Annotated in this window: 19 protein-coding genes; 13 read left to right on the top strand and 6 right to left on the bottom strand. The window is 68.7% G+C overall.

Annotated features, from left to right (window positions below; all coding sequences use genetic code 11):
• Positions 1–4 precede the first annotated feature (4 nt).
• Together ACQPZG_RS24300 and ACQPZG_RS24295 are read left to right on the top strand one after the other, a co-directional pair.
• A complete protein-coding gene (locus tag ACQPZG_RS24300; RefSeq protein ID WP_433547839.1) occupies positions 5–1,036 on the top strand; it encodes an alpha/beta hydrolase in 1,032 nt (343 codons plus the stop codon).
• A gap of 174 nt (positions 1,037–1,210) precedes the next feature.
• Positions 1,211–2,422: an acyltransferase family protein gene (locus ACQPZG_RS24295; RefSeq protein WP_433547838.1), complete on the top strand. Its 1,212-nt coding sequence runs from the start codon at positions 1,211–1,213 to the stop codon at positions 2,420–2,422.
• 37 nt (positions 2,423–2,459) lie between these two features.
• On the opposite strand, the gene ACQPZG_RS24290 is transcribed toward ACQPZG_RS24295, so the two are convergent.
• Together ACQPZG_RS24290 and ACQPZG_RS24285 are read right to left on the bottom strand one after the other, a co-directional pair.
• Complete coding sequence (locus tag ACQPZG_RS24290) at positions 2,460–3,482, bottom strand: aldo/keto reductase (protein ID WP_433547837.1); 1,023 nt, start codon at positions 3,480–3,482, stop codon at positions 2,460–2,462.
• A 7-nt stretch (positions 3,483–3,489) separates the two neighbouring features.
• Entirely contained in the window at positions 3,490–3,960 is a 471-nt protein-coding gene (locus ACQPZG_RS24285; RefSeq protein WP_433547836.1) for a MerR family transcriptional regulator, read from the bottom strand.
• Positions 3,961–4,044: 84 nt separating this feature from the next.
• On the opposite strand from ACQPZG_RS24285, the gene ACQPZG_RS24280 reads away from it, so the two are divergent.
• Positions 4,045–4,521, top strand: coding sequence for a GNAT family N-acetyltransferase (locus ACQPZG_RS24280; RefSeq protein WP_433547835.1), 477 nt, complete (start codon positions 4,045–4,047; stop codon positions 4,519–4,521).
• Between the two features lie 64 nt (positions 4,522–4,585).
• On the opposite strand, the gene ACQPZG_RS24275 is transcribed toward ACQPZG_RS24280, so the two are convergent.
• Positions 4,586–5,101, bottom strand: a complete 516-nt coding sequence (locus ACQPZG_RS24275; RefSeq protein ID WP_433547834.1) for a hypothetical protein — start codon at positions 5,099–5,101, stop codon at positions 4,586–4,588.
• 602 nt (positions 5,102–5,703) lie between these two features.
• A complete protein-coding gene (locus ACQPZG_RS24270; RefSeq protein WP_433547833.1) occupies positions 5,704–12,675 on the bottom strand; it encodes a polymorphic toxin-type HINT domain-containing protein in 6,972 nt (2,323 codons plus the stop codon).
• A 215-nt stretch (positions 12,676–12,890) separates the two neighbouring features.
• Here ACQPZG_RS24270 and ACQPZG_RS24265 point away from each other — a divergent pair, with 215 nt between their 5' ends.
• The 3 genes from ACQPZG_RS24265 to ACQPZG_RS24255 all read left to right on the top strand — a co-directional run bounded on the left by ACQPZG_RS24265 (position 12,891) and on the right by ACQPZG_RS24255 (position 17,137).
• The gene (locus ACQPZG_RS24265; protein ID WP_433547832.1) at positions 12,891–15,803 is read left to right on the top strand and encodes a DNRLRE domain-containing protein; all 2,913 of its coding nucleotides are present in this window, start codon (positions 12,891–12,893) and stop codon (positions 15,801–15,803) included.
• Positions 15,804–16,114: 311 nt separating this feature from the next.
• Positions 16,115–16,936, top strand: coding sequence for a serine hydrolase domain-containing protein (locus ACQPZG_RS24260; RefSeq protein WP_433547831.1), 822 nt, complete (start codon positions 16,115–16,117; stop codon positions 16,934–16,936).
• Between the two features lie 24 nt (positions 16,937–16,960).
• Complete coding sequence (locus ACQPZG_RS24255; protein ID WP_433547830.1) at positions 16,961–17,137, top strand: hypothetical protein; 177 nt, start codon at positions 16,961–16,963, stop codon at positions 17,135–17,137.
• Here the strand turns inward: ACQPZG_RS24255 and ACQPZG_RS24250 are convergent.
• A complete protein-coding gene (locus tag ACQPZG_RS24250; RefSeq protein ID WP_433547829.1) occupies positions 17,109–17,573 on the bottom strand; it encodes an ATP-binding protein in 465 nt (154 codons plus the stop codon). The genes ACQPZG_RS24255 and ACQPZG_RS24250 overlap by 29 nt on opposite strands.
• An 84-nt stretch (positions 17,574–17,657) precedes the next feature.
• Here ACQPZG_RS24250 and ACQPZG_RS24245 point away from each other — a divergent pair, with 84 nt between their 5' ends.
• The 3 genes from ACQPZG_RS24245 to ACQPZG_RS24235 all read left to right on the top strand — a co-directional run bounded on the left by ACQPZG_RS24245 (position 17,658) and on the right by ACQPZG_RS24235 (position 20,878).
• A complete protein-coding gene (locus ACQPZG_RS24245; RefSeq protein ID WP_433547828.1) occupies positions 17,658–18,506 on the top strand; it encodes a helix-turn-helix domain-containing protein in 849 nt (282 codons plus the stop codon).
• On the top strand, positions 18,466–18,732 hold the full coding sequence (locus ACQPZG_RS24240; protein WP_433547827.1) for a DUF397 domain-containing protein: 267 nt from the start codon (positions 18,466–18,468) through the stop codon (positions 18,730–18,732). The genes ACQPZG_RS24245 and ACQPZG_RS24240 overlap by 41 nt, the downstream gene beginning before the upstream one ends.
• Positions 18,733–18,820: 88 nt before the next feature.
• Positions 18,821–20,878 (top strand): serine/threonine-protein kinase, encoded by a 2,058-nt coding sequence (locus tag ACQPZG_RS24235; RefSeq protein ID WP_433547826.1) that lies wholly within the window; start codon positions 18,821–18,823, stop codon positions 20,876–20,878.
• Here ACQPZG_RS24235 and ACQPZG_RS24230 read toward each other — a convergent pair.
• On the bottom strand, positions 20,872–21,528 hold the full coding sequence (locus ACQPZG_RS24230) for a pirin family protein (protein ID WP_433547825.1): 657 nt from the start codon (positions 21,526–21,528) through the stop codon (positions 20,872–20,874). The genes ACQPZG_RS24235 and ACQPZG_RS24230 overlap by 7 nt on opposite strands.
• 95 nt (positions 21,529–21,623) lie before the next feature.
• Here ACQPZG_RS24230 and fasR point away from each other — a divergent pair, with 95 nt between their 5' ends.
• The 4 genes from fasR to ACQPZG_RS24210 all read left to right on the top strand — a co-directional run bounded on the left by fasR (position 21,624) and on the right by ACQPZG_RS24210 (position 25,216).
• On the top strand, positions 21,624–22,835 hold the full coding sequence (fasR, locus tag ACQPZG_RS24225) for a fatty acid biosynthesis transcriptional regulator FasR (RefSeq protein ID WP_433547824.1): 1,212 nt from the start codon (positions 21,624–21,626) through the stop codon (positions 22,833–22,835).
• A gap of 89 nt (positions 22,836–22,924) precedes the next feature.
• Positions 22,925–23,851 (top strand): ACP S-malonyltransferase, encoded by a 927-nt coding sequence (locus ACQPZG_RS24220; protein ID WP_433549525.1) that lies wholly within the window; start codon positions 22,925–22,927, stop codon positions 23,849–23,851.
• 10 nt (positions 23,852–23,861) lie between these two features.
• Complete coding sequence (locus tag ACQPZG_RS24215; protein WP_433547823.1) at positions 23,862–24,893, top strand: ketoacyl-ACP synthase III; 1,032 nt, start codon at positions 23,862–23,864, stop codon at positions 24,891–24,893.
• A gap of 74 nt (positions 24,894–24,967) precedes the next feature.
• The gene (locus ACQPZG_RS24210; protein WP_433547822.1) at positions 24,968–25,216 is read left to right on the top strand and encodes an acyl carrier protein; all 249 of its coding nucleotides are present in this window, start codon (positions 24,968–24,970) and stop codon (positions 25,214–25,216) included.
• The last annotated feature ends 23 nt before the right edge of the window (positions 25,217–25,239 follow it).

Below are 25,239 nucleotides of genomic sequence, written 5' to 3'. Positions count from 1 at the left end.
GGGCATGCGCCGGTTCAGGAGGACGCTGGCCGCCGTCGCGGTCGCGCTGACCGTGGTCGGGGGCAGCGCGGGGTGGGTCTCCGCCGATGCGCAGACGGCCGTGGTGGGGCCGCCGCCCGGGACGGCCGCCTGGCAGCAGGAGGGGCTGATCGACCCGGCCGCCAGCACGCCGCACCAAGTGGCCGACTTCTTCCGCGGGTTGCGCCCGGAGAGACAGCGGGAACTCGCCCGTCGGCACCCCCTCGTGGTCGGGAACCTGGACGGCGCGCCGGTCGAGCTGCGGTACGACGCCAACCGGCGGTCCCTCGCCGCCGACGGCCGCTTCGGCAGGCTGCTCGCCTCCGGCCGGCAGATCCTCGCCTTCGACCCCCGGGGCCGCGGCCAGGCCGCCGAGGTGTACGGGGACCTGAAGCGCGCGCCGCACGTGGCGGTCGTCGTCCCCGGCTCGGACATGGACGCGGCGACGTACGACCGGAAGAAGGACCCGTACGGTACGCCGGCGGGGATGGCCAAGAGCCTGCGCGCGGCGACGAACGACCGTACCGCCGTGGTCGCCTGGACCGGATACACCACCCCCGTCGGCGTCGGGATCGACGCGGCCTCGGGCTCGCTCGCGGCGGCGGGCGCCGAACGCCTCGTGCGGTTCGCGGCCGGCCTGGACGCGGTGGGCGTGAACGACCCGGCGGTGTTCTGCCACAGCTACGGCTCGGTGCTGTGCGGGCTCGCCGCCCCTCGGCTCGACGCGTCCGACATCGTGGCGCTCGCCTCACCCGGCATGCACGCCGACAGCGCGGACCGACTGCGCACCGGGGCCCGGGTGTGGGCGGCCAAGGACCCCTCGGACTGGATCGGCAACGTACCGAACGTGCGGGTGCTCGGGCTCGGGCACGGGGCCGACCCCGCGGCCCCCGAGTTCGGCGCGCGCACCGTCCCGACGGGCGCCGCACACGGACACACCGGGTACTTCGCCCCGGGCACCGAATCACTGCGTGCGTTCGCGGCGATAGCAGAGCACCACACCCCCGCGCCCCGATAGCCCCCTTGGGCGGCGGGGCCGCCCCCGAGGGCGGAACGGGCGGGCAAGGGGGCGGCCCCTCAGCGGACGTGCACCCCCGCCCCACGCCCGGCCCGCCCCACGTACACCCGCCACGGCACCCCGCCCCACCCGCCACGCACCCACACCGTCCCACCCCACCCCCAAGGACCCCCGATGAGCCTCTCCGCCCTCGCCGCGAGGATCGACTCCCGGACCCCCTCCCACCGCGACCGCGCCGTCGACGGGCTCCGCGCCCTCGCCCTCCTCGCCGTCCCCACCGGCCACTGGCTGCTCGGCGGCTTCACCGTCAACCCGGACACCGGCTCCCTGCACAACGCCAGTCCCCTCGCCACGTTCTCCGGCCTCGCCCCCGCCAGCTGGTTCCTCCAGATGCTCGGCATCTTCTTCCTCGTCGGCGGCTACGCGTCCGTCCTCTCGTACCACAAGCGCAGTGGCAGCAGCGGCGAATGGCTGAAGGGCCGACTGGTGCGGCTCGGACGGCCCGTGCTCGGGGTGACGGCCGTCTGGGCGGTCATGGTGCCGCTGCTGTACGGGCTCGGCGTGCCCGAAGCAACCCTGCGCACCGGAGCGAAACTGGTCGTGCAGCCACTGTGGTTCGTCGGCGTGTACGCGGCGATCACCGCGCTCACCCCGCTGTGCGTCCGCGCCGCCCGCCGCGCGGGCGTCTGGTCGGCGCTCCCGCTGATCGCCTCCGTCGCGGTCGTCGACTTTTTCCGCTACGGCCCGTACGCGGACTCCGTGCCGTCCTGGCTGAGTCTGCTGAACCTGTTGCCCGGCTGGCTCTTCGCCTACCAACTGGGCGTCGCCTGGGGCGAGAAGAAGCTGAGCCGCAAGGCCGCCTACGTCCTGCTCGCCGGGGGCACCGTGCTGTTCGCCGCGCTCCTGCTCGCGTTCCACTACCCGACGTCGATGGTCGGCGTCCCCGGTCAGGCCCGCACCAACTCCCACCCGCCGTCCTTGCTCGTCCTCGCGCTCGGCGCGGCCCAGAGCGGCGCGGCCGTCCTCCTGCGCGACCGGATCGCCCGGCTCCTGCGCCGCCCCGCCGTCTGGGCCCCGGTCGTCGTCATCAACCTCTCCGCGATGACCATCCTGTGCTGGCACCAGACGGCGATGCTCGCTGCCGCCGTCCCCGGCTCGTACCTCGGAACGATCCCGGGCCTGACGGAGGCCCCGGTCACGCTGGGCTGGATCGCGGCGCGGCTCGCGTGGCTGCCGGTGTTCGCGGTGCTGCTGGTGGTGATCGGGAAGTACGCGCGGGTCTTCGAGCACCCCGGGCAGACGACCGGGCGCACGACGAAGGCCCGCCGGGCAGTCGCGGGACTGCTCGCGGCGGGCTTCACGGCCTTCGCCCTGGGGCTGACGTGAGGGCGGGTAAGGGTACGAACTCCCCTACCCTCGGTGCCTATTCACGCCCCGCCGACGTGAACGTCATGTCCGCGTACCGAGGTCCCGCCACCCGTTCCGCGATCGGTTCCAGGAGCGCCAGCTCGCTCGCGCTCAGCACGAGTTGCGTGGCGGCGGTGTTCTCCTCGACGCGGGTGCGCCTGCGGGTGCCCGGGATCGGCACCACGCCCACCCCGTGCACCTGCGCCTGCTGCTGCACCCAGGCCAACGCGACCTGGCCCAGCGTGACGCCCCGGGTCCGGGCGACCTCGCGCACCGGGTCGAGGAGCGCGCCGTTGGCCTCCGCGTTGGCGCCGTTGAAGCGGGGCTGGTGGCGGCGGAAGTCGGTGGCGTCCAGGTCCTTCTCGGCACTGGCGAACGCGCCGGTGAGGAAGCCGCGCCCGAGCGGCGAGTACGCGACGAGCGTCGCGCCGCTCTCGGCGACCGCCGGAACGACACCCGCCTCGATGTCCCTGCTGAACAGCGACCACTCCGACTGCACGGCCGCGATCGGGTGCACGGCCTGCGCGGCCCGCAGTTCACCGCCGGTGACCTCGCTCAGCCCGAGCTGCTTGACCTTGCCCGCCGCGACCAGCTCGGCCATCACCCCCACCGTCTCCTCGACGGGCACGTGCAGGGCCCGCCGGTGCATGTAGTACAGGTCGATGACGTCGACGCCGAGCCGGCGGAGGCTGTCGTCGACGCACTGCCGGATGTAGGCGGGGTCGTTGTCGATGATCCGCTTCGTGTTGTCCTCAGGGTCGACGGCCAGGCCGAACTTGGTGGCGATCGTGATCTCGTCCCGGTGCGCGGCGACGAACGGCGCGAGGAACGTCTCGTTCTCCCCGGCCCCGTAGGCGTCCGCCGTGTCGTACATCGTGACGCCCAGTTCCAGCGCCCGTTCCAGGGTGGCCCGCGCCTCGGCGGCGTCGGTGGGCCCGTACGCGAAGCTCATGCCCATGCAGCCGAGGCCCTGGACGCCGACCTCGGGGCCGGTGGGACCGCCGAGGCGGGTGGTGGGGATGCGGTGGTCGGTGCTCATGGAAGTGTCAGTACCTCTCCGACGCCCGACGGGCGTCCGCGTACAGGTCGATCTTGTAGTCGAGTACGGCAAGGGTGTCGCGCAGCTCCTCGATCCGGGCACGTACGTCCCGGCGGGTCGCCTCCAGAAGTTCCCGCCGAGCCTCGAAGGTGTGCTCGCCCTCGCGGACCAGCTCCGCGTACCGCACCATGTCGGCGACCGGCATCCCGGTCAGCCGCAGCTTCCCGACGAGCGCGAGCCAGTCCAGGTCCCCGTTGCGGAACCGGCGCTGGCCGGTGTGCGAGCGGTCCACATGCGGCATCAGGCCGATCCGCTCGTACCAGCGCAGGGTGTGCGCGGAGAGACCGGTGACCTCGGCCACCTCGCTGATCGTGTAGTGGTCGCGCCCCTCGGGGAGCGGGTGGCCGCCGCTGAGCCAGCCGGGTCGCGGGGCGACCTTCGGTCGGTCGGGTACGGGACTGCTGTCGATCACCGTCATGCCCCCACGCTAGAACCCTGGAGTGCGCTCGAAGCAAGCGGAAACGGGAAGAGTTTTCCTGCGTACGGAACTATCGTGCGCCGCATGAACGACGGAACCATCCGGCGCGCGACCGCTGCCGACGCCCCGGAAGTGCTGCGCCTCCGCCAAGTGATGATCGACTCCATGGAGCAGGCCGACAGGACCACCGACTGGCACGCCGCGTCCTTGCCGGTCCTGCGCAAGCAACTCGCGCACCCCGAGCCGTCTTTCGCGGCATTCGTCGCGGACCACCCGGAGTCCCCCGACCGCCTGTGCTCCCTCGCCTGCGGAAGCCTGGAGTACCGGATCGGCGGCCCGGCCAACCCGGAGGGCCGCCACGGGTACGTGTTCAGCGTCGCCACCGACCCCGACCAACGGCGCCGGGGCCTGGCCAGGGCCACCATGGAGGCGCTGCTGCAATGGTTCCGGGAGCACGGCGCGACGACGATCGACCTGGGCGCGTCCCCGGAGGCCGAGCCGCTCTACGTCTCGCTGGGCTTCCGCCGCAGGCCCGACCCCGTCCTGCGCCTCCGGCTGTGAGAGGTCGTCAGCAGAAGTGGGCTGTGCCGCCTGGCGGCGAACAGCGGTCTCGCCGGTTCTGTACCTAGCTTGACGGAATCGTCACGACCGTCACTTGTCCATCCATGAGGCATTCGATGAGCACCGAATTTTCAAGCGGGTGGATCCAGAAGTGCGGCCCGGCGTCCAGGATCTCCCGCGCATGTCGCACCGCAACATCTGCAGGCATGGTCACGGCCGGCATCAGATAGTTGCCCCAGATGACGGCGATCCACTCGCCCCGCTGTGCGTACGAGGAGAGCAGCTCCGCCGCCATCCTCGCCCAGTGCTCCTCATCGTCCCACCAGAGGCGGTCTTCGAACGGAGTGGACTCGAAGTTGATCACGTCGCCGGTGGCAGCCGGAAATCTGCTCAGCGTCTTTGCCGCCAGCGCGCGGTTCTCGGCGGGATCCAGCTTCATCACCTGCCGACCATCATCGTCACGGGGGTCATTCATGAAGTCCGGAAGGTATTCCGGGTGACTCCCATAAGAACTACCGTCGGCCATACGTTCCGCCTCAACCACGTCGAAATGCTCCCGCCAGGGAACCTTATCGCCCACTTTCGAACCGACGCACCCTTACCCGTCATCACATTGATGTGCGGGCCGATTCGAGAATCGGTATCCAGTCGGAACGATCTGTATTACCCGCCGCTGGTCGCGGTGAATCCGGCGCTGTACGAACTCGCCCTGCGCACCGGACTTCGGAAGGGCTAACTCCTTGGCCTCCACTGGGACGACCTCGACCTCAACGCCGGACTCCGGCGGCAACGAACCACCACCCTGCCCGGCCCTCGCCCTCTGACGTTGCCGTCAACTACTGCCGTCACAGCGACCAGAACCCCCGTCGGGACCCACCCGACGGGGGTTCTGGTTTGCGCTAGGAACTTGCAACCGAAGTCACTTATATTCGCCTGCGCGCGTTGCGAGCGAGTTCAATGTCCTCATCGAGCAAGCTGCCTCTAAACGGGCTGCGGACATCGTCAAGAACCACAACGAGCAGAGATGTGCCGCTCACTGGCAGCTCCTCCCGAGCTAGCCATGACGGAATTTTAAGGTTGTCGATAAACCCCTCCACTCCATCCCGAGTGGTCACCTTGACCCCCCATGCCGTAGTCGCAGACACGAGCACTTCCAGCTCTTCGTCAACACGCACCATGCCGTCACCTATTCCCAGGCTCCCACAGTCTACGTAGCGTGAGCTCGTTGAATCGATCAAGTCGCCCAACTGGGATCACGAACTCGATTCTCGCGGAACCCCCAGGCCCCTTACGGTCATATCGGAATGCGGTGTCCGAGAATTCCTTGAGGAAGTCATCGTGCATGTCGTAACGAATTGACCCATTCGCATAGGAGCCGCGATTCTGGTATTCCTTCGCCACGCTCTTCTCCCCGAGATAGACCGAAGCATCGCCATCTTGATGCGATGCCGGGTTGGGGCCACGCTCCAACTCATGCGCCATGTCATCAACCTTCGGCGTCCTATAAATAGAGACGCCATTGCAGTTGTGAACGAGTACCGGCGCAGCCCCCGCCAGCACATGGTACGTGTGCGTGTCAGCAACGGTGAGGTTCCGGACACTGGCGTTCTGCGTGAAGGCCTGGACCGCCGTGATCTGAACCCAGGAGCCCGCACTTGTCTGGAGCCACTGGTTCGGCTGCAGCTCTCCGGCATCGATCCACTTGCCGAGTTCCGGAACCCAGAAGGGATGGCCGTCAGTGGCGATCAACGTGCCGGTTGATTCACCGTCGGGCTGGGTGGTGAGTTCCGGCTGATCGATGGGTACGCCCCGAGTTTCCCCTGAACCAGAGGCTGGGCGTTCACCGTCCGTGCGGATGGTGATCTTGACGAGATCCTTGGAGCCTTCGCCGATGATGGTGGCGACAACCGGTTCGGCCTTCGTGATGCCGGTTTCCGGGTCGGTGGCCAGGACCTTGTCGCCGGTCTTGATGTCCTCGATGGCCTTGTAACTACCGTCGGCCATCAGGACGGGGGTCTGCGGGACGAAGCTGTTGGAGGTGTTGCAGCTGGACTGCTGAGGCTGGACCGCCTCCTGCACCTGCTCCTTGGCCTGCTCCCTGGCCTCCTGCTTGATTTCCTTCTTGACCTGGCGGGAGCCCTGCGGCTTGGCGCTCTTGGGCTTCGGGTTCGGCTTGGGCCGCGCGCCGGGCTTCGACGACGGCTTGGGCCTCTGCTTGGGAGCGCTGCGGAACTTCGCCGCGCGCTTGGGCGCAGCCTTCTTCGCTACGCGCGGCTTGGCCTTCTTGCTCGCGGCAGCGCGCAGCTTACGAGCTGCGTCGGCCTTGGCTTTTGCCTTGGCCTTTGCCGCATCCTTGGCCTTCTGCGCCCTTCGGGCCTTTTCCTGGGCCTCCTTTGCCTTCCTTATCTGCTCAGCTCTCTCCCTCTGCTTCTTCAATTTGATGAGCCGCTGGATGGCCTGCTGGGCTTTTTTCCACTTCTTGTACGCCTGGTAGGCCTTGTACGCGCGGTGCGCCCAGATCGCCGCGCCGATGACGGCAGGGAAGAAGAGGCCGCTGGCGTCTTCTTCGGTCGCGGGCGCGTTGTTGGCATACGCGTAGGGGTTCATCTGCTGCGGTATACCGAAGGCGATGATCGGGTCAACGGTGGTGAACCGTCCGGTGGCCGGATCGTAGTCGCGTGCTCCGAGCTGGGTGAGCCCGGTGTCCTTGTTCTGCCGACCGCCGACGAAGCCACGGTCTCCGGGCCACGAAGTGGGTGCTTTGGCGCGCTCTTCACCGAAGGGCTTGAGCAAGCGGCGTTCCACGGGCAGACCGGGCTGGTCCAGCGAAACGACGCTCTGACCGCTGCCGTGGTGGTCGTTGAGCAGCACGTTCTGCGTGCCCATGCCCTTGGTGAGGTCGCCTTCGGTGGCGGAGCGCACGAAGGTCGAGCCGTCGGGCAGTTCGTAGAAGCGGTCGGTGGACAGGGTGCCCTTGGCGTCGACGGTCAGTTCCGATTCGCCCAGGTAGAGGGTGGTGGAGCCGTCGGGGGCACGGTGGATGAGGCGGGAACCGTCGGCGTCGTAGAGGTAGTCGGTGTTCTTCCCGTTCGCCGAGATGCGGGAGAGGCTGCCCTCGCTGTTGTAACTGAGGGTCTGGGTCGTGCCGCCCACCTGACGGGTCGTGGTGTTGCCTGCGGCGTCGTAGCCGTAGCTGTCCACGGTGGTGCCGCTGGGGCCGGAGGACTCGACCTTCGTCAGGCTCCGGGGGCCGCTCTTGCCTGCTCCTGGATAGGTGTAGGTGCGGGTGATGTCCTTGGCCGTATTACCGGTGGTGTCGTGCTCGACGAGCTTGGTCCGGTTACCCACCGCGTCGTAGCTGTACGACTGCCAGTAGGCGTTGAGGCCACCCACGACGGCCTTGTTCGGTGTGGTGGCGGCGCAGCCGTCGGTCGCTGTCCAGGCATGCGTCATCCGGCGCAGTGCGTCGTAGGCGAAGCACTGGGTGTCGGTGCCGACGCCGTCCGGCATGCCCTTGCCCGGGGTGCGGGCGATCTTCTTGACGTTGCCGGCGGGGTCGTAGCCGTAGGTCGTCTCGTCGATCCGGTTGCCGGGCTGGCCCGGGAGGCCGTCGCGGTCGTGGAGCACGCGGGACAGGCGGCGGGTGTGCTCGTCGTAGAAGGAGGTGGAGTAGATCTTCTTTCCGTTGAGGCCGGTGTCACTGCGCAGGAGTTCGCCGCTGGCGGAGTACTGGAGATTGTCCGCGTACACGGTGTGTCCGCCGATGACCTGCGGCATGTCTTCCGCCGTGTACCGGGTGGCCACTCGTTCGGCGTTGAGCGGGCCGACCTTGGGCCGCTGAGTCCACATCGGAAGCCCGGTGTTGGGGGTATAGCCCATGCCGTAGGTGTAGGTGCCGGCGAGCTTGCCCTCGGAGTCCGGGATCACCAGCTTGGTGCCGGTGGGCTGGTAGGCCTGGTTGTATCCCGTGGCCTCGGTGCGGTACTCCTTGCCGCCGTGGTGGCGGATGGACGCGGTGGGCAACCCCTTGAGCAGGGTGTCGTAGGTCCACTCGGACAGCTTCGGACCGTCAGGGCCGCCTTCACGCAGGGAGGTCGGCCGGTCGAGGACGTCGTACGTGGTCGACGTCTTCTTGCCCAGGGCGTCGGTGACCGTGACCGGCCGGTCGTCCTTGTCGTACGTGGTGAGTGTGGTGCCCGCGTCGGGGTCCACGGCCTTGGTCTGGCGGCCCCGAGCGTCGTACTCGAACGTCCAGTTGTTGCCCGCGGGGTCGGTGACCTTGGTCAGCTGCCCCTTGCGGTCGTAGGTGTAGGTGGTGTCGTTGTACTTGGTACGGCCGGCATCGAGGTACTCGCGCAGCCGGGTCGTGCGGTTTTCGCTGTCGGTCGTGGTCTGGGTGACCGTCTCCCCCTGCGGGGGTACGACGGTGGTTTCCTGACCCTTGTACTCGGTCTTGGTGGTGTTCTGGTCCTCTCCGTAGCGGCGAACCGTTTCGGCAATGGGACGGCCCCGGCCGTCGAGCGTCGTCACGGTCTGGTGCGGCACCAGGTTGTCCGCGACGGACAACAGCTGGCTGCCCGGCGCGCCGGTGGTGAAGTAGTTGTTGTTGGCCTTGACGACCCGGCCGTGGGTGTCGTGGATGGTGTCGGTGATGATCCGGCCGCCGCCGATGCCGGGGTCCTGGCTCTGCCGGGGCCGCAGCAGGCCGTCCATGATCTCGACGGCTGTTTCGTAGCTGCCGTCCTCCCGCAGGGTGCGGGTGGTTTCGGTGGCCGGAGCGGTGGGGCTGATGCTGTAGGCGTATTCAGCGGTCGGCGACTGCCCGGCGGCCTTGTTGCGGTTGATGTCCCACACCTTGGTCAGTCGCCCGAGGCCGTCGTGCGCCATGTCGGAGCGGCGGCCGTTGGTGTCGACGATTGCGGTGGTGGAGCCGCGCACCTGGTCCGAATGGACGGTCTCGGTGTGGCCGAGTGGGTTGGTGACGACCGTCTGCGTGGGGTTCGCGCCGGTCGCCGGGGTGTACGCGGTCCTGGTCGCGGCGCCGTTGGTGTCGTAGCTGACCGTAGGACGTCCGTAGAGGTCGTACTCGGTCCGTTCGGCGACCTGGAAGCCGGTGCCGTCTGCGGTCATCTCCTCGACGGTGGTGACGTCGCCCTTGGCGGGCGCGGAACCGAAGGGCTGGCCGTCATAACTGGTGCGGGTGTCGGAGACGGTGCTGCCGCCCGTTGCCCCGCAGGCGCCAGTGACGGTCTTCTCCTGGGACTCCAGGTCGAGGATCCACTTGGCGGTGTTGCGTACGTAGCTCAGCGTGGTGCACGCGTCGTCGTTCGGATCCGCGACGTTCCCGAAGTCGTGCACCCGGGAGGGCAGTCCGTGCGCGTCGTACTCGCTGGTTTCCTTGGTTCGCTCCCAGCTGCCGTCCGCCTTCAGCGTGCGGTCTTCGCTGGTCTGCGGATTGCCGATCCGGGCGTTCAGGGCGGTGGTGCCCTTGCGGGCGCGTGTGGCGGTGACTGCGGACTCGGGGGTGACCCGCGCCGCGGACTCGATGACACCGCCTTCCTTGGAGTAGTCCACCTCTTCACGTGCCTGGCCGGCGAACTGGGGCAGGTCGAGAACCTTGCCGCCCTCGGAGTCCACGACCTCTGCCACACGGGTGGCCCCGCCGGGGAGGCGGTCGCCGTGCAGCCCGCGGTAGTAGAGCTCCTCGGTCATGGAACGGACGCCGTCGTCGCCGCGGCCCACCAGAGTACGGACCTTGCCGTAACCCCGGTACTGCGACCACGTGCGGTTCTTGTCCTCGTTCATCTCGCTGTCGTCCCAGGCCCAGCCCGCACCGCCGAGGTACTGGTAGCTGGTGACCTTGGGCAGGGAGTCGGCGACGTTGTCCTCTTCGCGGACTTCTGTGACGACGTACTTGTGGAACCAGTCGAGAATGGGCTTGTCCGCCCACTCGGGGGACCAGTACGTCGGGTAGCAGCGCTTGGAGTTGTTCTCCGGGGCCGGAGTCGACCCGACAGCGCACTCGCGTGCTGAGTAGGTGATCCCGGTCGTGGAGCCGTGCTCGGTGCGTATCGCATGGATGCGGTAGCGGCTGAAGGGCTCGATGCCGTTCGCGCCGTACACGCGGTTGTCCAACTGCTCGCCGGCGAACGTCACTGGCGGCATGGCGGTAGTGGTCCCGCCCGTGTGCCCGGTGCGCTTGATGGAATCCAGCCACAGGGCGGGGCTGACGGTGCTGGGCGGGTAGTGGTTCTTCAGCTCCCAGGTGTCGGCCTTGGTGTGAGCCGTGCCGGACAGGGCCTCGCTGGTGATCGTCGTGAGGCGCTTGGTGGTCCAGAAGCTGGGCGTGTACTTGTCGGTGCACTTGGCCCCGGCGTCACATTTGAGGTCGAACGGGACATCGGGCCAGTTCTTGGCGTTTGTCTTGTCGAGCTTGGACGGAGCGCAGTCGAAGCTGCTCGTCGGGATGCAGCGCTCGGCCACCGAGAAGAGCATCCGTGCCGGGGCCTTCGCGGTGAACAGGGTGTTGCTGCGCTGACCGTAGTCGATGCGGCTCAGGTAGCTGCCACGGTCGTACTTGACGGGCTTGTCGGCTTTGCCCTGTTTGCCGTAGTGGTTGGTTTCCTTCTCCCACCACAAACTCATGGCGTTGCCGTGCGGGTCGACGACGTAGTCGAGGTTCCACCGCCAGCCCTGGTTGCACTCAGAGGTGTCGAAGGTGGCGGTGTGGCACTGTTCGCCGGCGTGGTTTCCGAAGACCGGGACAGCGAGGGTCGAGTTGGTCTGCGGGCTGCCGTCGGCCCAGCCGGGCAGCCGGTTGAGGCCGAACCAGTACTGGGTGCCGTCGGTACTGGTGAGAACCCAGTGCTCGCCGTCGTTGTCTCCGTTGACACCGCCCTTCTTCAGCTCGATGCGGGAACCGTCGTCATCAGCGAGCTTCCAGGCACCCGTCTTGTCGTCGCGGACGAGTTCGTTGGTCACGCCGTCCAGGGACAGGGTCACGCTGTCGGCGAACCAGCAAAGGTCCCCGGTCTTGGTCTTGTTGTTCGCTCCGGTACCCATGTCGTCGGAGCACGACTTGTAGCGGCGCTCGACGAAGCCGGGGTGGTAGTCCCAGCCCTCACCGATCCACGACGACTGATTGTTCGTCAGCGCGGTGCGTCCATCGACGGACTGGGAGGAGTAGCTGAGGGCGATCTCGGGCTCCGGGCCTCCGGGGACCTCGGGGGCTTCCAGCGGATACGACCAGGAGAAGCCGCCCGCAGAACCGCCGGCGCTCCACGAGCCGGACGGAGCGAGGGAAGTGGCCCCGAAGCTGCCTCCCCCGCCGCCTGCCGCGGCGCGCGCCGCAAGCAGAACCGGCTGCCCGGCAGCCAGCGGGACCGTCGCAGTGAGCCGGCGCGCGGCGGAGTCGTTCTTGGTGGGAACAGGCACGCTCGTCTGGCACTCGGGCCGCTCGGGAGCCGTCTCGGCGCACGCCGGGAGCTGCACGAGGTTCAGGCGGGATCCCCAGTCGCCGCCGTAGAGGTGCTCGAAGTCCGAGTAGTCCAGTTGTACTTCGGTGGGGCGGGCCGGTGCGCTCCGCAGTGCGGCCGTCCCGGACTTCGACGTCCCACCACTGGCCGCGGCGCCGGTACCGGTGAGCTTGACGACAGGGCCGTCGGCGTTGAGCTTCTCGGGGAGCGCGCTCGGCAGCATTTCGACGTCGACGCCGTTTGGCTCGACGGTGCTTGCGCCGGCGGTGGGCCCGCGGGGCGAATTGGCGCTTCCCTGCCGTCCGTCCTTCACATAGACAGGCAAGCCGGATGCTTTCAGGGGGCTCGATGCCGCTGAGCGCTGCCCGGAGGAAGGGGCGTCGGCCGCCAGGTCGACGTGGGCCTCACCCGTAGGTACGGAGGCGGGCTCGGGCTGCCAGTTACCTGCGGCCCCGTTCTTCAGCTTCTCTTCCCCGGCCCTGAACTCCTCTGTTTTGACCGGTTTTTCCTCCTGCAAGGCAACCAAATCGGGTTTGCCCGGTTTCGCCGCAGCCGGCGAGGAGGTGCCTATCAAGGTCACCAGCATGGACAGGAAGGCGACTGCGGTGGCGATGAGCCATCTTCGCCGCAGCACCAACCAGTCGTACGAGACGTGCACGAAGCTCTCAACTTTCGTCAAAATTCAGCAATGGACACGGAATATTTACCTCATGAGAAAGTAGCGACCAAGCATGGGTTGACATGTGACCTCGTCAAAAGCCGCCCAGTAGTGGACTTTTGACATCAATCTCGACCGCTAAGTGGCTGGAAAGCACCTGGCGGTCGGCTGGAGGCAGAGCAGTGAGAGCAGTACGTGGCCATCGCAGGCCACACATAGTCACGCCAGGCCGGGCGTTGTACATCGCGCTGGCAGTCGGCCTCAGCGCGACCGGCCTCGCGCCGGTCGCGACCGCCATGGAAAGACCCAGCCGCGATGCTCCCGTGGCACCAGTCGACCAGTCCGATCCACAGACCAGAGCTCTTGCCCAAGCCCAACGTTCCGGCGAGCCCGTTGAGGTCAAGGAGTTCCGGACCGAGACCGAAGAGGTGGTGGCCAACCCCTCCGGCTCTCTGACCCTCACTCAGCACAATCAGGTCGTACGCGTACGCAAGGGACGCGAACTCGTCCCGGTGGACACCACGTTGGCGCGTCGGGGCGAACGCATCGCGCCTCGGGCCACTGCCCTGGATGTCACTTTCTCGGCCGGTGGGGACGCCCGCCTGGCCACTCTGCACGCCCAGGGACGGGACCTCTCCATCGAGTGGCCCGCACCCCTGCCCGCTCCGGAACTGAACGGAGAAGAGGCCACCTATCCCGAGGTTCTTCCCGGCGTCGACCTCAAGGTTCGCGCGGGTGCCGAGACCGTCTCCCAAGTACTGGTGGTCAAGAACGCCCAGGCCGCCCAGAACCCCGCGCTGAAGCAGCTCGAACTCGGTATGAAATCCTCGGGGCTGACCCTGAAGGAAGACACTGCCAGCGGCACGCTGCGTGCCCTCAACCCGGCCGGCCAGGAGGTCTTCTCCTCGGCCACACCCCGCATGTGGGACTCGTCCGGTACACCTCCCACCCCTGCCAAGATGTCCAGCCGCGCCGCGTCATCCGACGCCGCGAACACCCCCGGAGACCTTGAGCCGGGGAACAAAAACGGCGATGTCGGGGTGGAGTTCACCCCGAACAGCATGACTCTTATTCCCGACCAGAAGATCCTCAACAGCGCCGATACGATCTACCCGGTCTACATCGACCCGAAGTTCACAGGCGCCCGTAAATCCTGGACCATCGCCTACAGCAAGGCCCCCAACTCCTCCTTCCTCAACGGCACCGGCTGGAGCGGAGGCACCACCTCCGAAGCCCGGGTGGGTTATGAGCAGCAGACGGGCGGCAAGGCCCGCAGCATCTTCCAGTTCGACCCGCGCCCGTTCGGCAAGGCGCAGATCATCTCCGCCCAGCTCAACGTCGCCAACACCCACTCCTGGTCGTGTGCCGCGCGTCCGGTAGAGGTCTGGCTCACCAGTGCCATCAGTTCGACGACGACCTGGAACAACCAGCCCAACTGGGGCACCAAGCTGCAGACGCTGAACTTCGCCCACGGCAACGAGAGCTTCGGCTGCGCGGACAAGGGCGTCACCTTCAACGTGACCGCCGCCGCCGAACGCGCTGCCGCGTCCTCGTGGCCGGTCCTGGCTCTCGGGCTGCGCGCCAACGAGTCGGACACCTACTCCTGGAAGAAGTTCCGTACCGACCCCACTCTGGTCGTCGAGTACAACCACGCTCCGCGGAGCCCGTCGGGCCTGGGAACCAACCCGAGCACCGCCTGCACCGCAAACCCCAGCACCACCATCGGCAATACCGACGTCCAGCTGTACGCGAAGATCAGCGACCCGGACGGCGGCACGCTCAAGGCACGCTTCATCGTCTGGCGCACGGGTGTTACCGGAAACATCTTCGACCGGACCGTTTCCGTCACCAACAACAGCGTCGCCCGCGTCACCGTGCCCAGGGACAGTCTGATTGGCCACGCCCAGCACTCCTGGCAAGTCCAGGCCAGTGACGGGAGAATCCTCTCCTCCTGGGCTCCCGGCGATCCGCCGTGCCGCTTCATCGTCGACAAGACGCGCCCCAGCAACCAGCCGACGGTCACCTCCGTCGAGTACCCCAACGGGGACGACGGCACCTATGGCGCCGTGGTGGGCACCCTGGGCACCTTCACCCTCGGCAGCGGCGGCGTGGGCGACATCGTGCAGTACTCCTACGGCCTGACCGATCCTCCGACGAACATCGTCAAGCCCGCTTCCCCCGGGGGCAGCGTCAAGATCACTTTCCGCCCGGAGCGGGCGGGCCCTCATGTCCTGTACGTGGTGAGCCGCGACGGGGCAGGCAATGTCTCGGACGGACATCGATACGCCTTCTACGTCAGGGGCAAAGAAGCAGGCAAGGTCGGTGACCTCAACGGCGACGGACACACCGACCTGTGGGGTGTCACCACCGCCGGCAAGCTGGTGCAGTATCCGGGGACGGGCGACGGCAGCCTCGGAATACGGCTGGATGCCTCCAAGAGTGACTTCACCAACTCCCTGGTCACCCGTCGCGGAGACTTCAACCGTGACAACAACGAAGACCTGGTAGCACGCCATCCAGATGGCAAGCTCTGGCTGTACCCGGGGACTTTGTACGGCACCGTCGATGACGCCAGGCGCCTCGAACTGTCGCAAACGGAACCGTTCCTGGACACATCGAAGATCACACAGTTGGTCTCCATCGGAGACGCGACCGGGGACTCCTGCCCTGACCTGCTTGCGAAGGTGGGCGACCAGCTCTGGTTCTTGGCAGGAAACCACGCCAACTATATCGCTAACGCATACCCGATCGCGGACACGGGCTGGCAGCATCTCACTCTTTCAGCCCCTGGCGACATGACCGGTGACAGTCATCCGGACCTGCTTGTGCGCAATACCACTACAGGCAAAGTCCAGCTGCACCACGGAATGGAGGACGAATACAATGGCGGAATCGATATCGATCGGCTGATCAACGGTACGCCCACCGAATGGGCCTCAACCGGAATACTTCCCACCCAGCGCAAACTGTTGACATCGCCTGGCGACATCAATGGAGACGGCACCGTTGACATGTGGGCGACTTCCCCTGACGGCACAGGATCCCTCTTCCTGCATCCCACTCAGAAGAACGCCCAGAACCTTCCGGTCAGTGGCACACCCGTCCAGGTGGGCCCCACTTCTTGGAACACCCTGGTCTCCCTCACCTGAGGTCGCGCATCTGACAAGCCATGCAGAACACGGCTTGGTCCTTCGTGACCGGTGATCCGCTGGGTCGCCAAGCATGACGCTCACGCAACTGTCCGTTCCTGGGCGAGTGCTCATCGCGCCGTACCCGCTTGTCGGCGGGTACGGCGCCTGGCCGACCGTCCACAGCCGCTTACGGCCGTGGCACAACCTCCGGGGCTTCAGGACTCCGCGGGAGGCCGCGAAGCGCGGTGCGGTGGTTCGGGCCTCGGCCGGAGGCTGCCCGCCACTGGCCGGGCTCCGGCTCCGCCACCCCAGCCCCTAAACTCGCCCCCATGCAGAGCGTGACGAAGATCGAGTCCTGGCCCGTACCCACTGCCGCCGCAGCCGTCGTACGGGCGGACGGCACCGTCCTCGGGTCGCACGGCCCGACCTCCCACCGCTTCCCGCTCGCCTCGGTCTCCAAGCCGCTCGGCGCGTACGCGGCCCTGGTCGCGTACGAGGAGGGCGCCATCGAGCTGGACGAACCCGCAGGTCCGCCCGGCTCCACCGTCCGCCACCTCCTCGCCCACACCAGCGGGCTGGCCTACGACGAGCCGCGCGTCACCTCCGAGCCCGGCACCCGCCGTCTCTACTCCAACGCAGGCTTCGACACCCTCGGCGACCACATCGCCAAGGCCTCCGAGATCCCGTTCCCGGACTACCTCCGCCAGGCGGTCCTCGAACCCCTCGGCATGACGGCCACCACCATGGACGGCTCCCCCGCCCGCGACGGCGTCTCCACGGTCGACGACCTCGTCCGTTTCGCCGCCGAACTCCAGGCCCCCCGCCTCCTCGACCCCCGCACGGTCGCCGAGGCCACCCTGACCGTCCAGTACCCCGGCACCAAGGGCGTCCTCCCCGGCTTCGGCCATCAGAACCCCAACGACTGGGGCCTCGGCTTCGAGATCCGTGACGCCAAGACCCCCCACTGGACCGGCAGTTCGTCCTCTCCGCGCACCTTCGGCCACTTCGGCCAGTCCGGTACGTTCCTGCTCGTCGACCCGGACGCCGGTCTCGCGATCGTCGCCCTCACCGACCGCGCCTTCGGCCCGTGGGCGGCGGAGGCATGGCCCCCCTTCGTCGACGCGGTGCTCGCGGAGGCACGTACCCTCTGATCAACTTCTACGTCCGGGGGACGCATGTACCGCGCCATGTTCTGGGTCTGTGTGGCCCTGATCGTCTTTCCACTGGTCACGATCGCGTTCAGGCCACACCTCACCCTCTATCTGGCCCTCCAGGCGGTCGTGTTCGTCTACCCGGCCCTGCACTGCGCCCGCAAGGCCCGCACTACCGATCCGCGCCGTCGCCGGTCCTGACCGCCCGGCACTCGAACCAGACCGTCTTGCCGCCGCCCGGCAGGGGTTCCACCCCCCAGTCGTCGGTGACCGCGTCCACCAGCAGCAGCCCCCGCCCGCCCTCGGCCAGCGCCCGCACGGTCCGGGACGGGCGGGGCAGCGCGGGGCAGTCGTCGGCGACCTCCACCCGCAGCACCTCGCCCTCGCACAGCAGGATGCACATCCGGCAGTGGCGGCCGGGGACGTGCCGTACGACATTGGCGATCAGCTCGGTGAACGCCAGCTCCGCCGCGTCCGCCAGGTCGAGCAGGCCCCAGCCCGCGAGATACATGCGCAGGATGCGGCGCATGTGGCGCGCGGAGTGCTCCCCTACGGCAAAGCCCGTGCGATAACCGGGTTCCGAGGTCCGCTCAGCGGGGTCGAGGAGTTCCTGCGCGGCGTCAGTTGTGTGATTCATGCCACCAGCGTGCAAGGGGTTGGTTACGCTCGGCTACGAACCGAAGCGAACGCCGTACGGCGTTGGAGCCCGGGGGTGCCCGTCGTGGCCAACATCCAGTCACTCGACCCCAGCGCGTCCCCCCTCGACTACTACGGCGGCGAACTCCGCCGCCACCGCGAAGCCGCCAAGCTCAAGCAGGGCCAGCTCGGCGACATCATCTTCTGCACGGGGTCCCTGATCGGCCAGATCGAGACCACCAAGAAGATCCCCACCCGTGACTTCTCGGAACGGGTCGATGCGGCACTCGGCACGGACGGGGTGTTCTCGCGGCTGGTCGGGCTGGTGCTGCGGAGCCAGTTGCCGACGTGGTTCCAGGCATACGCCGACATGGAGGCGAAGGCCGCGTACATCTCCACCTACCAGGCGCAGTTGGTGTACGGGCTGTTGCAGACGGAGGAGTACGCGCGGGCCGTGCTGAGCGTGGAGTCTCCGGACAAACTCGACGCCCGGTTGGAAGCTCGCATGGACCGGCAGCGCATCCTTGCCCACGAGAACGCCCCTGTCGTATGGGCGGTCCTCGACGAGGCGACCCTGCATCGCGAGATCGGCGGCCGACGCGTGATGCGCGCTCAACTCGCTCGGTTGTTGAGCTTCCGCGACCATCCGTGGGTCAATGTCCAGGTATTGCCCTATGAGACGGGCCAGCACAGCGCAATGATGGGGTCGTTCACCCTGATCCGCTTCGAGAACGATCCGGATGTCCATTATTCCGAGAGCTACGACCAAGGGCACATGACGGCCAATCCGGCAGTGATCAAAGAGCGTTCGGTCGGCTACGCTCGGCTGCAAGCCACGGCCCTCTCGACCGAGGAGTCGGCGGTACTGATCGCTCGCGTGATGGAGGAACGTTATGGAGACAAACCACGACCCGTCCGCAGCGCGGTGGCGTAAGTCGTCGTACAGCGGCTCCAGCGGCGGCGAATGCGTCGAGTGCACCGTCACCGGCGGCGCCACCTGGCACAAGTCCAGCTACAGCGGCTCCAGCGGCGGCGATTGCGTCGAGGTCGCCACCGCTGACTGCCCCAGCGTCCCCGTCCGCGACAGCAAGAACCCCACCGGCCCCGTTCTCACCTTCCGCGCCGACGCGTGGCGGGCGTTCGTGGACGGGCTGCGGTAGAAGCTCCGACAGCGGCCGGAACCGTATACCCTCCCTCACGCGACGCGCAGAGACGTGACGCGACAGGGCTGAATACGGGGAGAATCGGATGCACCAGGGCGCGGCAGCGGGCGGGCAGTTCCATCCGCTGGAGGACAACGATCCCCAGACGGTGGCCAGTTACCGCATTGCGGCGCGGCTCGGGGCCGGTGGGATGGGGCAGGTCTACCTGTCGTACACGCCCGGCGGCCATCCGATCGCGATCAAGATCATCCGGCCCGAGCTGGGCGAGGATCCCGGGTTCCGGCAGCGGTTCCGGCTGGAGGTGCAGGCGGCGCAGCGGGTGCAGGGCCTGTACACCGCGCCCGTCATCGACTTCGACACCGAGGGCGGCCGGCCGTGGCTGGCGACGGCGTACGTTGCCGGGCCCTCGCTCGCGGTGGCGGTGGCCGAGCACGGCAAGCTGCCGGTCGCGGCCGTGCTGCGGCTGCTCGCCGGGATGGCGGAGGCGCTGAAGGTCATCCACGACGCGGGCATCGTACACCGGGACCTCAAGCCCGCGAACGTCCTGCTCGGGGCGGACGGGCCGAAGGTCATCGACTTCGGGATCGCGCGGGCGGCGGACGCGACGGCGCTGACCGGAACCGGCGTCACGGTCGGGACGCCCGCGTTCATGTCGCCCGAACAGGCGGCGGGCCGGGAACTCGGCCCGCCGTCCGACATCTTCGCGCTGGGGCAGGTCGGCGTGTACGCGGCGGTCGGCAACCAGGCGTACGGGCAGGGCAATTCGCACGCCGTGCTGTACCGCATCGTGCACGAGGAGCCGGATCTCACCGGGCTGCCGGAGGAACTGGGCTTCCTGGCGCGCTGCCTGGCGAAGGACCCGGCGCAGCGGCCGACGCCCGCCGAGATCATCGAGTGCTGCCGCGCCGCATCCGCCGAACCGCTGAGCCAGCGCGGGAGCTGGCTGCCGGAGGTGATGGAGGAGGACATCGACCGCAGGACCCGGGCGTGGGCGGCGATGCGTACGTCCATGTCGGCGACGGCGGAGGGCGCGGCGGGAAGCGAAACGGGCAAGGCGTCGCCCCAGAACGTACCCGGTGGCCCGGACGCCTCCGGCGGGCGGGACGAGTCGGCTTCGGCTGGCAGTGCCCCGGCGGATCCGGTTTCGCCCGGCGGTAACGGCACACCCAGTGGCCCCGGCGGACACGGCGGTTACGGCACGCCCAGTGGCCCCGGCACCCCCGGCACTCCCGCCGGGCCCGTCCCCTATCCCCTGACCGCCCCCGGCGACTCCCACGCGCCGACGGCCTCCGCCGCCTCTCCCGTCGGCCCCGCCACCTCGCCCCCGCCCGCTGCCCCCGGCATGCCTCCCGCCCCGCCCGGCGGCCCGGCGACGCCGCCGCCGTATCCCGGTTCGTACCCCGGGCAGCCCTCGCAGCCCACCGCGGTCCCGTACCCAGGCCCCGGCGGCCCCGGTCACCCCACGCACCCCACCCACACCCCTCAGCACAGCCTGCACGCCGCCCCGTATCCCATGCAGCCGCAGGCCAGCTGGGCGCCGCCGCCGCCCAAGAAGAAGATGAGCGGAGGTGTCGTCGCGCTCATCGTCGTCGCGGCCGTCCTGCTGCCGGTCGGCGGGTGTGCGGCGTACCTCGTGAGCCTGACGGACAACCTGACGGACGACTCGAAGCGGGACCGGAGCAGTTCGTCGGCCGGGAGCACCGGAGGCGCCAGCGGCAAGCCGCGGCCCGACCCGAAGCCCGTCACGTACAAGGGCGTCAACCTGACGAACGACTACTACGTCCGGTTCTCCGACTCGCCGCCCAGGCCGATCCACTCGGGCGACGCCGCCTACGAAGCGGACTCGGACTTCTACTACTGGAGCGACGAGCGCTATCTCGGCAGCAGGAGCAAGAAGATCTCGCTGCTGAACAACTCGCAGCAGGGTTCGCTGCGGACCTGCCGCGACGAGACCCGCTTCACCGAGCGCCTCACCCTCAGCCAGGTGTCACCGGGGTCGCAGATCTGCGTGCACACGAAGGCGGGCCACATCGCCCTGGTCACCTACCGCGGCAGGTCGTCGGCGTCCGACCCCAGCGACTACGTCACTCTCGACCTCACGCTGTGGCGCAACGCTGAGGAGCCCGCGAGCTCCGGTTACTGACTTTCCGTCAGCTCCCACAGAAGTACTTCGGTGGCGGTCGAGGCCGTCAGTTCGAGGCCGGGCGCGTCACTGACGCGCATCGAGTCCCCCGGCCCCAAATCCGCGTCCGCACACGTCACTTCACCGCGTACGACGTGGAGGTAGGCGGTCGGCGGGACCGGTATCCGCGCGCCCGCCGTGGGCCGGCGCACGTGCAGTGCCGCGCCGGCCGCCGCCACCTCGTACGGGGTGTGGTCGGAGATCCCGCGCACCAGCGCGTACGCCGGGTCGCCGCCCGGCACCAGCGGGGCCAGCCACATCTGAACGAAGACCAGCGGCACGTCGCCCGTGTTGCGCTCCTCGTGCCGCACTCCGTCGGCGGCGCCCAGGTGCTGCACGTCGCCGGGGCGTACGACGGTGGCGCGGCCCGTGGAGTCGAGGTGGGTGAGTTCGCCCTCGACGACCCAGGTGACGATCTCGGTGTGGCTGTGCGGGTGCTCGTCGAAGCCCGCGCCGGCGGCCAGGCGTTCCTCGTTGCAGGCGAGGACGGGACCGAAGCGCAGGTTGTCCGGGTCGTAGAACCGGCCGAAGGAGAAGGCGTGCAGGGACTCGATGCCGGCGGCGGGCTCGCCACCCCGGTAGCGGTCGGCAGCGCGGCGTACGGATATCACGGTGACCAGCGTAGGCCCGGAACACCGGGCCGGTCGCCGGATAAGGCAGTCTTGTCCCCGTGCCCCGATCCGATCCAGAGCAGCCCACCGAGTCCGTGACCGAGACCTCCGCGGAGGAGAACGCGTCCGCGAACGGCGGCCGGACGCGTCATTCGCATGCCGCGACGCTCAAGCGGCTGGAGCAGTCCGCCGGCTCCCTCGCGGCGAGCGCCATCGCGCGGATGGACGAGACGCTGCCCTGGTACCGGGCGATGCCGCCCGAGAACAGGTCGTGGATCGGGCTGGTCGCGCAGGCCGGTATCGCCGCCTTCACGGAGTGGTTCCGGCATCCGGAGACCCCGCAGGCGATCTCCACCGACGTGTTCGGGACCGCGCCGCGCGAGCTGACGCGGGCGATCACGCTGCGCCAGACCGTGGAGATGGTGCGTACGACCATCGAGGTCATGGAGTCGGCGATCGAGGAGGTCGCCGCGCCCGGCGACGAGTCGGTGCTGCGCGAGGCGCTGCTCGTGTACGCACGGGAGATCGCCTTCGCGACCGCCCAGGTGTACGCGCAGGCCGCCGAGGCGCGCGGCGCGTGGGACGCCCGGCTGGAGTCCCTCGTGGTCAACGCCGTGCTGTCCGGGGAGGCCGACGAGGGGGCCGTGTCCCGGGCCGCCGCCCTCGGGTGGAACTCCCCCGAGCACGTGTGCGTGGTGCTGGGCACGGCTCCCGACGGGGACTCCGAGCTGACCGTGGAGGCGATCCGGCGGGCCGCGCGGCACGCGAAGCTGCAAGTGCTGACCGGGGTGCTCGGGGCGCGGCTCGTCGTCATCGCGGGCGGCAGCGACAACCCGCTGCACGTCGCGAAGTCACTGATCGGGCCGTACGCCGCCGGGCCCGTCGTCGCGGGACCCGTCGTGCCCGACCTGCTCGCGGCGACGAAGTCCGCGCAGGCGGCGGCTGCGGGGCTGAAGGCGTGCACCGCCTGGCAGGACGCCCCCAGGCCCGTTCTGGCGGACGATTTGCTCCCGGAGCGGGCGATCGCTTCCGACCCTGCTGCGCGAGAGCAGTTGGTGGAGGAGATCTACAGACCGCTGGAGGAGGCCGGGTCGGCGCTTCTGGAGACGCTGAGCGTGTACCTGGAGCAGGCCAGCAGCCTGGAGGGGGCGGCGCGGATGCTCTTCGTGCACCCGAATACCGTGCGCTACCGGCTTCGACGTGTGACTGACGTCACCGGCTGGTCCCCGTCGGACGTCCGCTCGGCGTTTACGCTCCGTATCGCCCTCATCCTGGGGCGTCTGGCCGACGGCGAGTCTCCGTCCTAGACTTTTGTCGGATACAAACAATTCCCCTGTCGGTTCTTCGTCCCAGTCCCCACGGGCAGAAGACGCCGCCCACAAGAGAGAGTGTGAGGGTGCTCGTACTCGTCGCTCCCGGCCAAGGCGCTCAGACGCCCGGCTTCCTCAGTCCCTGGCTCGACCTGCCCGGCGCCGCCGACCGCGTCGCGGCCTGGTCGGACGCCATTGAGCTCGACCTCGCCCGCTACGGCACGACGGGCGACGCCGACGAAATCCGTGACACCGCCGTCGCCCAGCCGCTGCTGGTGGCCGCCGGACTGCTGTCCGCGGCCGAACTCGGCGGCTTCGCCGACGCCGGCGCCGTAGCCGGGCACAGCGTCGGCGAGATCACCGCCGCCGCCCTCGCGGGCGTCCTGTCCGAAGAGGCCGCGCTGCGGTTCGTGCGCATGCGTGGACTCGGCATGGCCGAGGCCGCCGCGGTCACCGAGACGGGTATGTCCGCCCTGCTCGGCGGCGACCCCGAGGTGACCGTCGAACACCTGAAGAAGCTCGGGCTGACCCCGGCGAACGTGAACGGCGCCGGTCAGATCGTCGCCGCAGGCACGGCCGAGCAGCTCGCCGCGCTGGCGGCCGACAAGCCGGAGGGCGTGCGTCGTGTCGTACCGCTGAAGGTGGCCGGTGCGTTCCACACCGAGCACATGGCCCCGGCGGTCACCGAACTCGGCAAGGCCGCCCAGGACCTGACGGTGTCCGACCCGAGGCTCACCTACGTCTCCAACGCCGACGGCCAGGTCGTCGCCGCGGGTTCCGAGATCGTCTCGCGCCTGGTCAGCCAGGTCTCCAACCCGGTCCGCTGGGACCTGTGCATGGAGACCTTCGGCGCGCTCGGCGCGACCGCGATGATCGAGGTGTGTCCCGGCGGCACGCTGACCGGGCTGGCCAAGCGCGCCCTGCCGGGCGTGAGGACCCTCGCGCTGAAGACCCCCGACGACCTCGACGCGGCCCGCGCGCTCCTCGCCGAGCACGCGCACCCGAGCGCGTAAAGGAGCGAGCATGTCGAAGATCAAGCCCAGCAAGGGCGCCCCGTACGCGCGCATCCTCGGTGTCGGCGGCTACCGCCCCACCCGGGTCGTGCCCAACGAGGTGATCCTCGAAAGGATCGACTCGTCCGACGAGTGGATCCGCTCGCGCTCCGGCATCGCCACCCGCCACTGGGCGGGCGACGAGGAGTCCGTGGCGATGATGTCGATCGAGGCGGCAGGCAAGGCCCTCGCCGCCTCCGGGATCTCCCCGGAGCAGATCGGCGGCGTCATCGTCTCGACCGTCTCGCACTTCAAGCAGACCCCGGCCGTCGCGACCGAGATCGCGCACAGGATCGGCGCGGTCAAGCCCGCCGCCTTCGACATCTCCGCCGGCTGCGCCGGCTTCGGCTACGGGCTGACCCTGGCCAAGGGCATGATCGTCGAAGGTTCCGCCGAGTACGTCCTCGTCATCGGCGTGGAGCGGCTCAGCGACCTCACCGACCTGGAGGACCGCGCGACGGCCTTCCTGTTCGGCGACGGTGCGGGCGCGGTCGTCGTCGGCCCCTCGGACGAGCCGCACATCGGCCCGACCGTGTGGGGTTCCGAGGGCGACAAGTCCGAGACGATCAAGCAGACGGTCGCCTGGGACCAGTGGCGGGTCGGGGACGTCTCACAGCTGCCGCTGGACGGCAGGGGCGAGGTCAAGTTCCCCGCCATCACGCAGGAGGGCCAGGCGGTGTTCCGCTGGGCCGTCTTCGAGATGGCGAAGGTCGCCCAGCAGGCGCTGGACGCGGCCGGCATCGCCGCACAGGACCTGGACGTCTTCATCCCGCACCAGGCCAACATGCGGATCATCGACTCGATGGTGAAGACTCTCAAGCTGCCGGAGCACGTCACGGTCGCCCGGGACATCGAGACCACCGGCAACACCTCGGCCGCCTCGATCCCGCTCGCGATGGAGCGGCTCCTGGCATCCGGGCAGGCGAAGAGCGGTGACACCGCCCTCGTCATCGGCTTCGGGGCGGGTCTCGTGTACGCCGCGACGGTCGTTACCCTCCCCTAGGGCGGTCCGGGAGAATCCGGCACCGCCCCACCCTCTGCACACCCTCTGAATCAGAACACCGAAGGAGCGCCACCATGGCCGCCACTCAGGAGCAGATCGTCGAAGGTCTCGCCGAGATCGTCAACGAGATCGCCGGCATCCCGACCGAGGACGTCCAGCTGGACAAGTCCTTCACCGACGACCTGGACGTCGACTCGCTGTCCATGGTCGAGGTCGTCGTCGCCGCCGAAGAGCGTTTCGACGTGAAGATCCCCGACGAGGACGTCAAGAACCTCAAGACGGTCGGCGACGCCGCGGACTACATCCTCAAGCACCAGGGCTGATCGGTCCGTAGCCAGCGCTGCAC

The sequence above is a fragment of the Streptomyces sp. CA-294286 genome, assembly GCF_050947155.1.
In the GTDB taxonomy this organism is placed as follows: domain Bacteria; phylum Actinomycetota; class Actinomycetes; order Streptomycetales; family Streptomycetaceae; genus Streptomyces.
This window is presented reverse-complemented; position numbering and strand designations above follow the sequence as displayed.

Bases quoted from the DNA above. Each gene is read 5' to 3' on its own strand.
- ACQPZG_RS24300 (WP_433547839.1), top strand. From the start codon at position 5: ATGCGCCGGTTCAGGAGGACGCTGGCCGCCGTCGCGGTCGCGCTGACC.
- ACQPZG_RS24295 (WP_433547838.1), top strand. From the start codon at position 1,211: ATGAGCCTCTCCGCCCTCGCCGCGAGGATCGACTCCCGGACCCCCTCC.
- ACQPZG_RS24235 (WP_433547826.1), top strand. From the start codon at position 18,821: ATGCACCAGGGCGCGGCAGCGGGCGGGCAGTTCCATCCGCTGGAGGAC.
- ACQPZG_RS24255 (WP_433547830.1), top strand. From the start codon at position 16,961: ATGTACCGCGCCATGTTCTGGGTCTGTGTGGCCCTGATCGTCTTTCCA.
- ACQPZG_RS24285 (WP_433547836.1), bottom strand. From the start codon at position 3,960: ATGACGGTGATCGACAGCAGTCCCGTACCCGACCGACCGAAGGTCGCC.
- ACQPZG_RS24260 (WP_433547831.1), top strand. From the start codon at position 16,115: ATGCAGAGCGTGACGAAGATCGAGTCCTGGCCCGTACCCACTGCCGCC.
- ACQPZG_RS24280 (WP_433547835.1), top strand. From the start codon at position 4,045: ATGAACGACGGAACCATCCGGCGCGCGACCGCTGCCGACGCCCCGGAA.
- ACQPZG_RS24250 (WP_433547829.1), bottom strand. From the start codon at position 17,573: ATGAATCACACAACTGACGCCGCGCAGGAACTCCTCGACCCCGCTGAG.
- ACQPZG_RS24210 (WP_433547822.1), top strand. From the start codon at position 24,968: ATGGCCGCCACTCAGGAGCAGATCGTCGAAGGTCTCGCCGAGATCGTC.
- ACQPZG_RS24215 (WP_433547823.1), top strand. From the start codon at position 23,862: ATGTCGAAGATCAAGCCCAGCAAGGGCGCCCCGTACGCGCGCATCCTC.
- ACQPZG_RS24240 (WP_433547827.1), top strand. From the start codon at position 18,466: ATGGAGACAAACCACGACCCGTCCGCAGCGCGGTGGCGTAAGTCGTCG.
- ACQPZG_RS24290 (WP_433547837.1), bottom strand. From the start codon at position 3,482: ATGAGCACCGACCACCGCATCCCCACCACCCGCCTCGGCGGTCCCACC.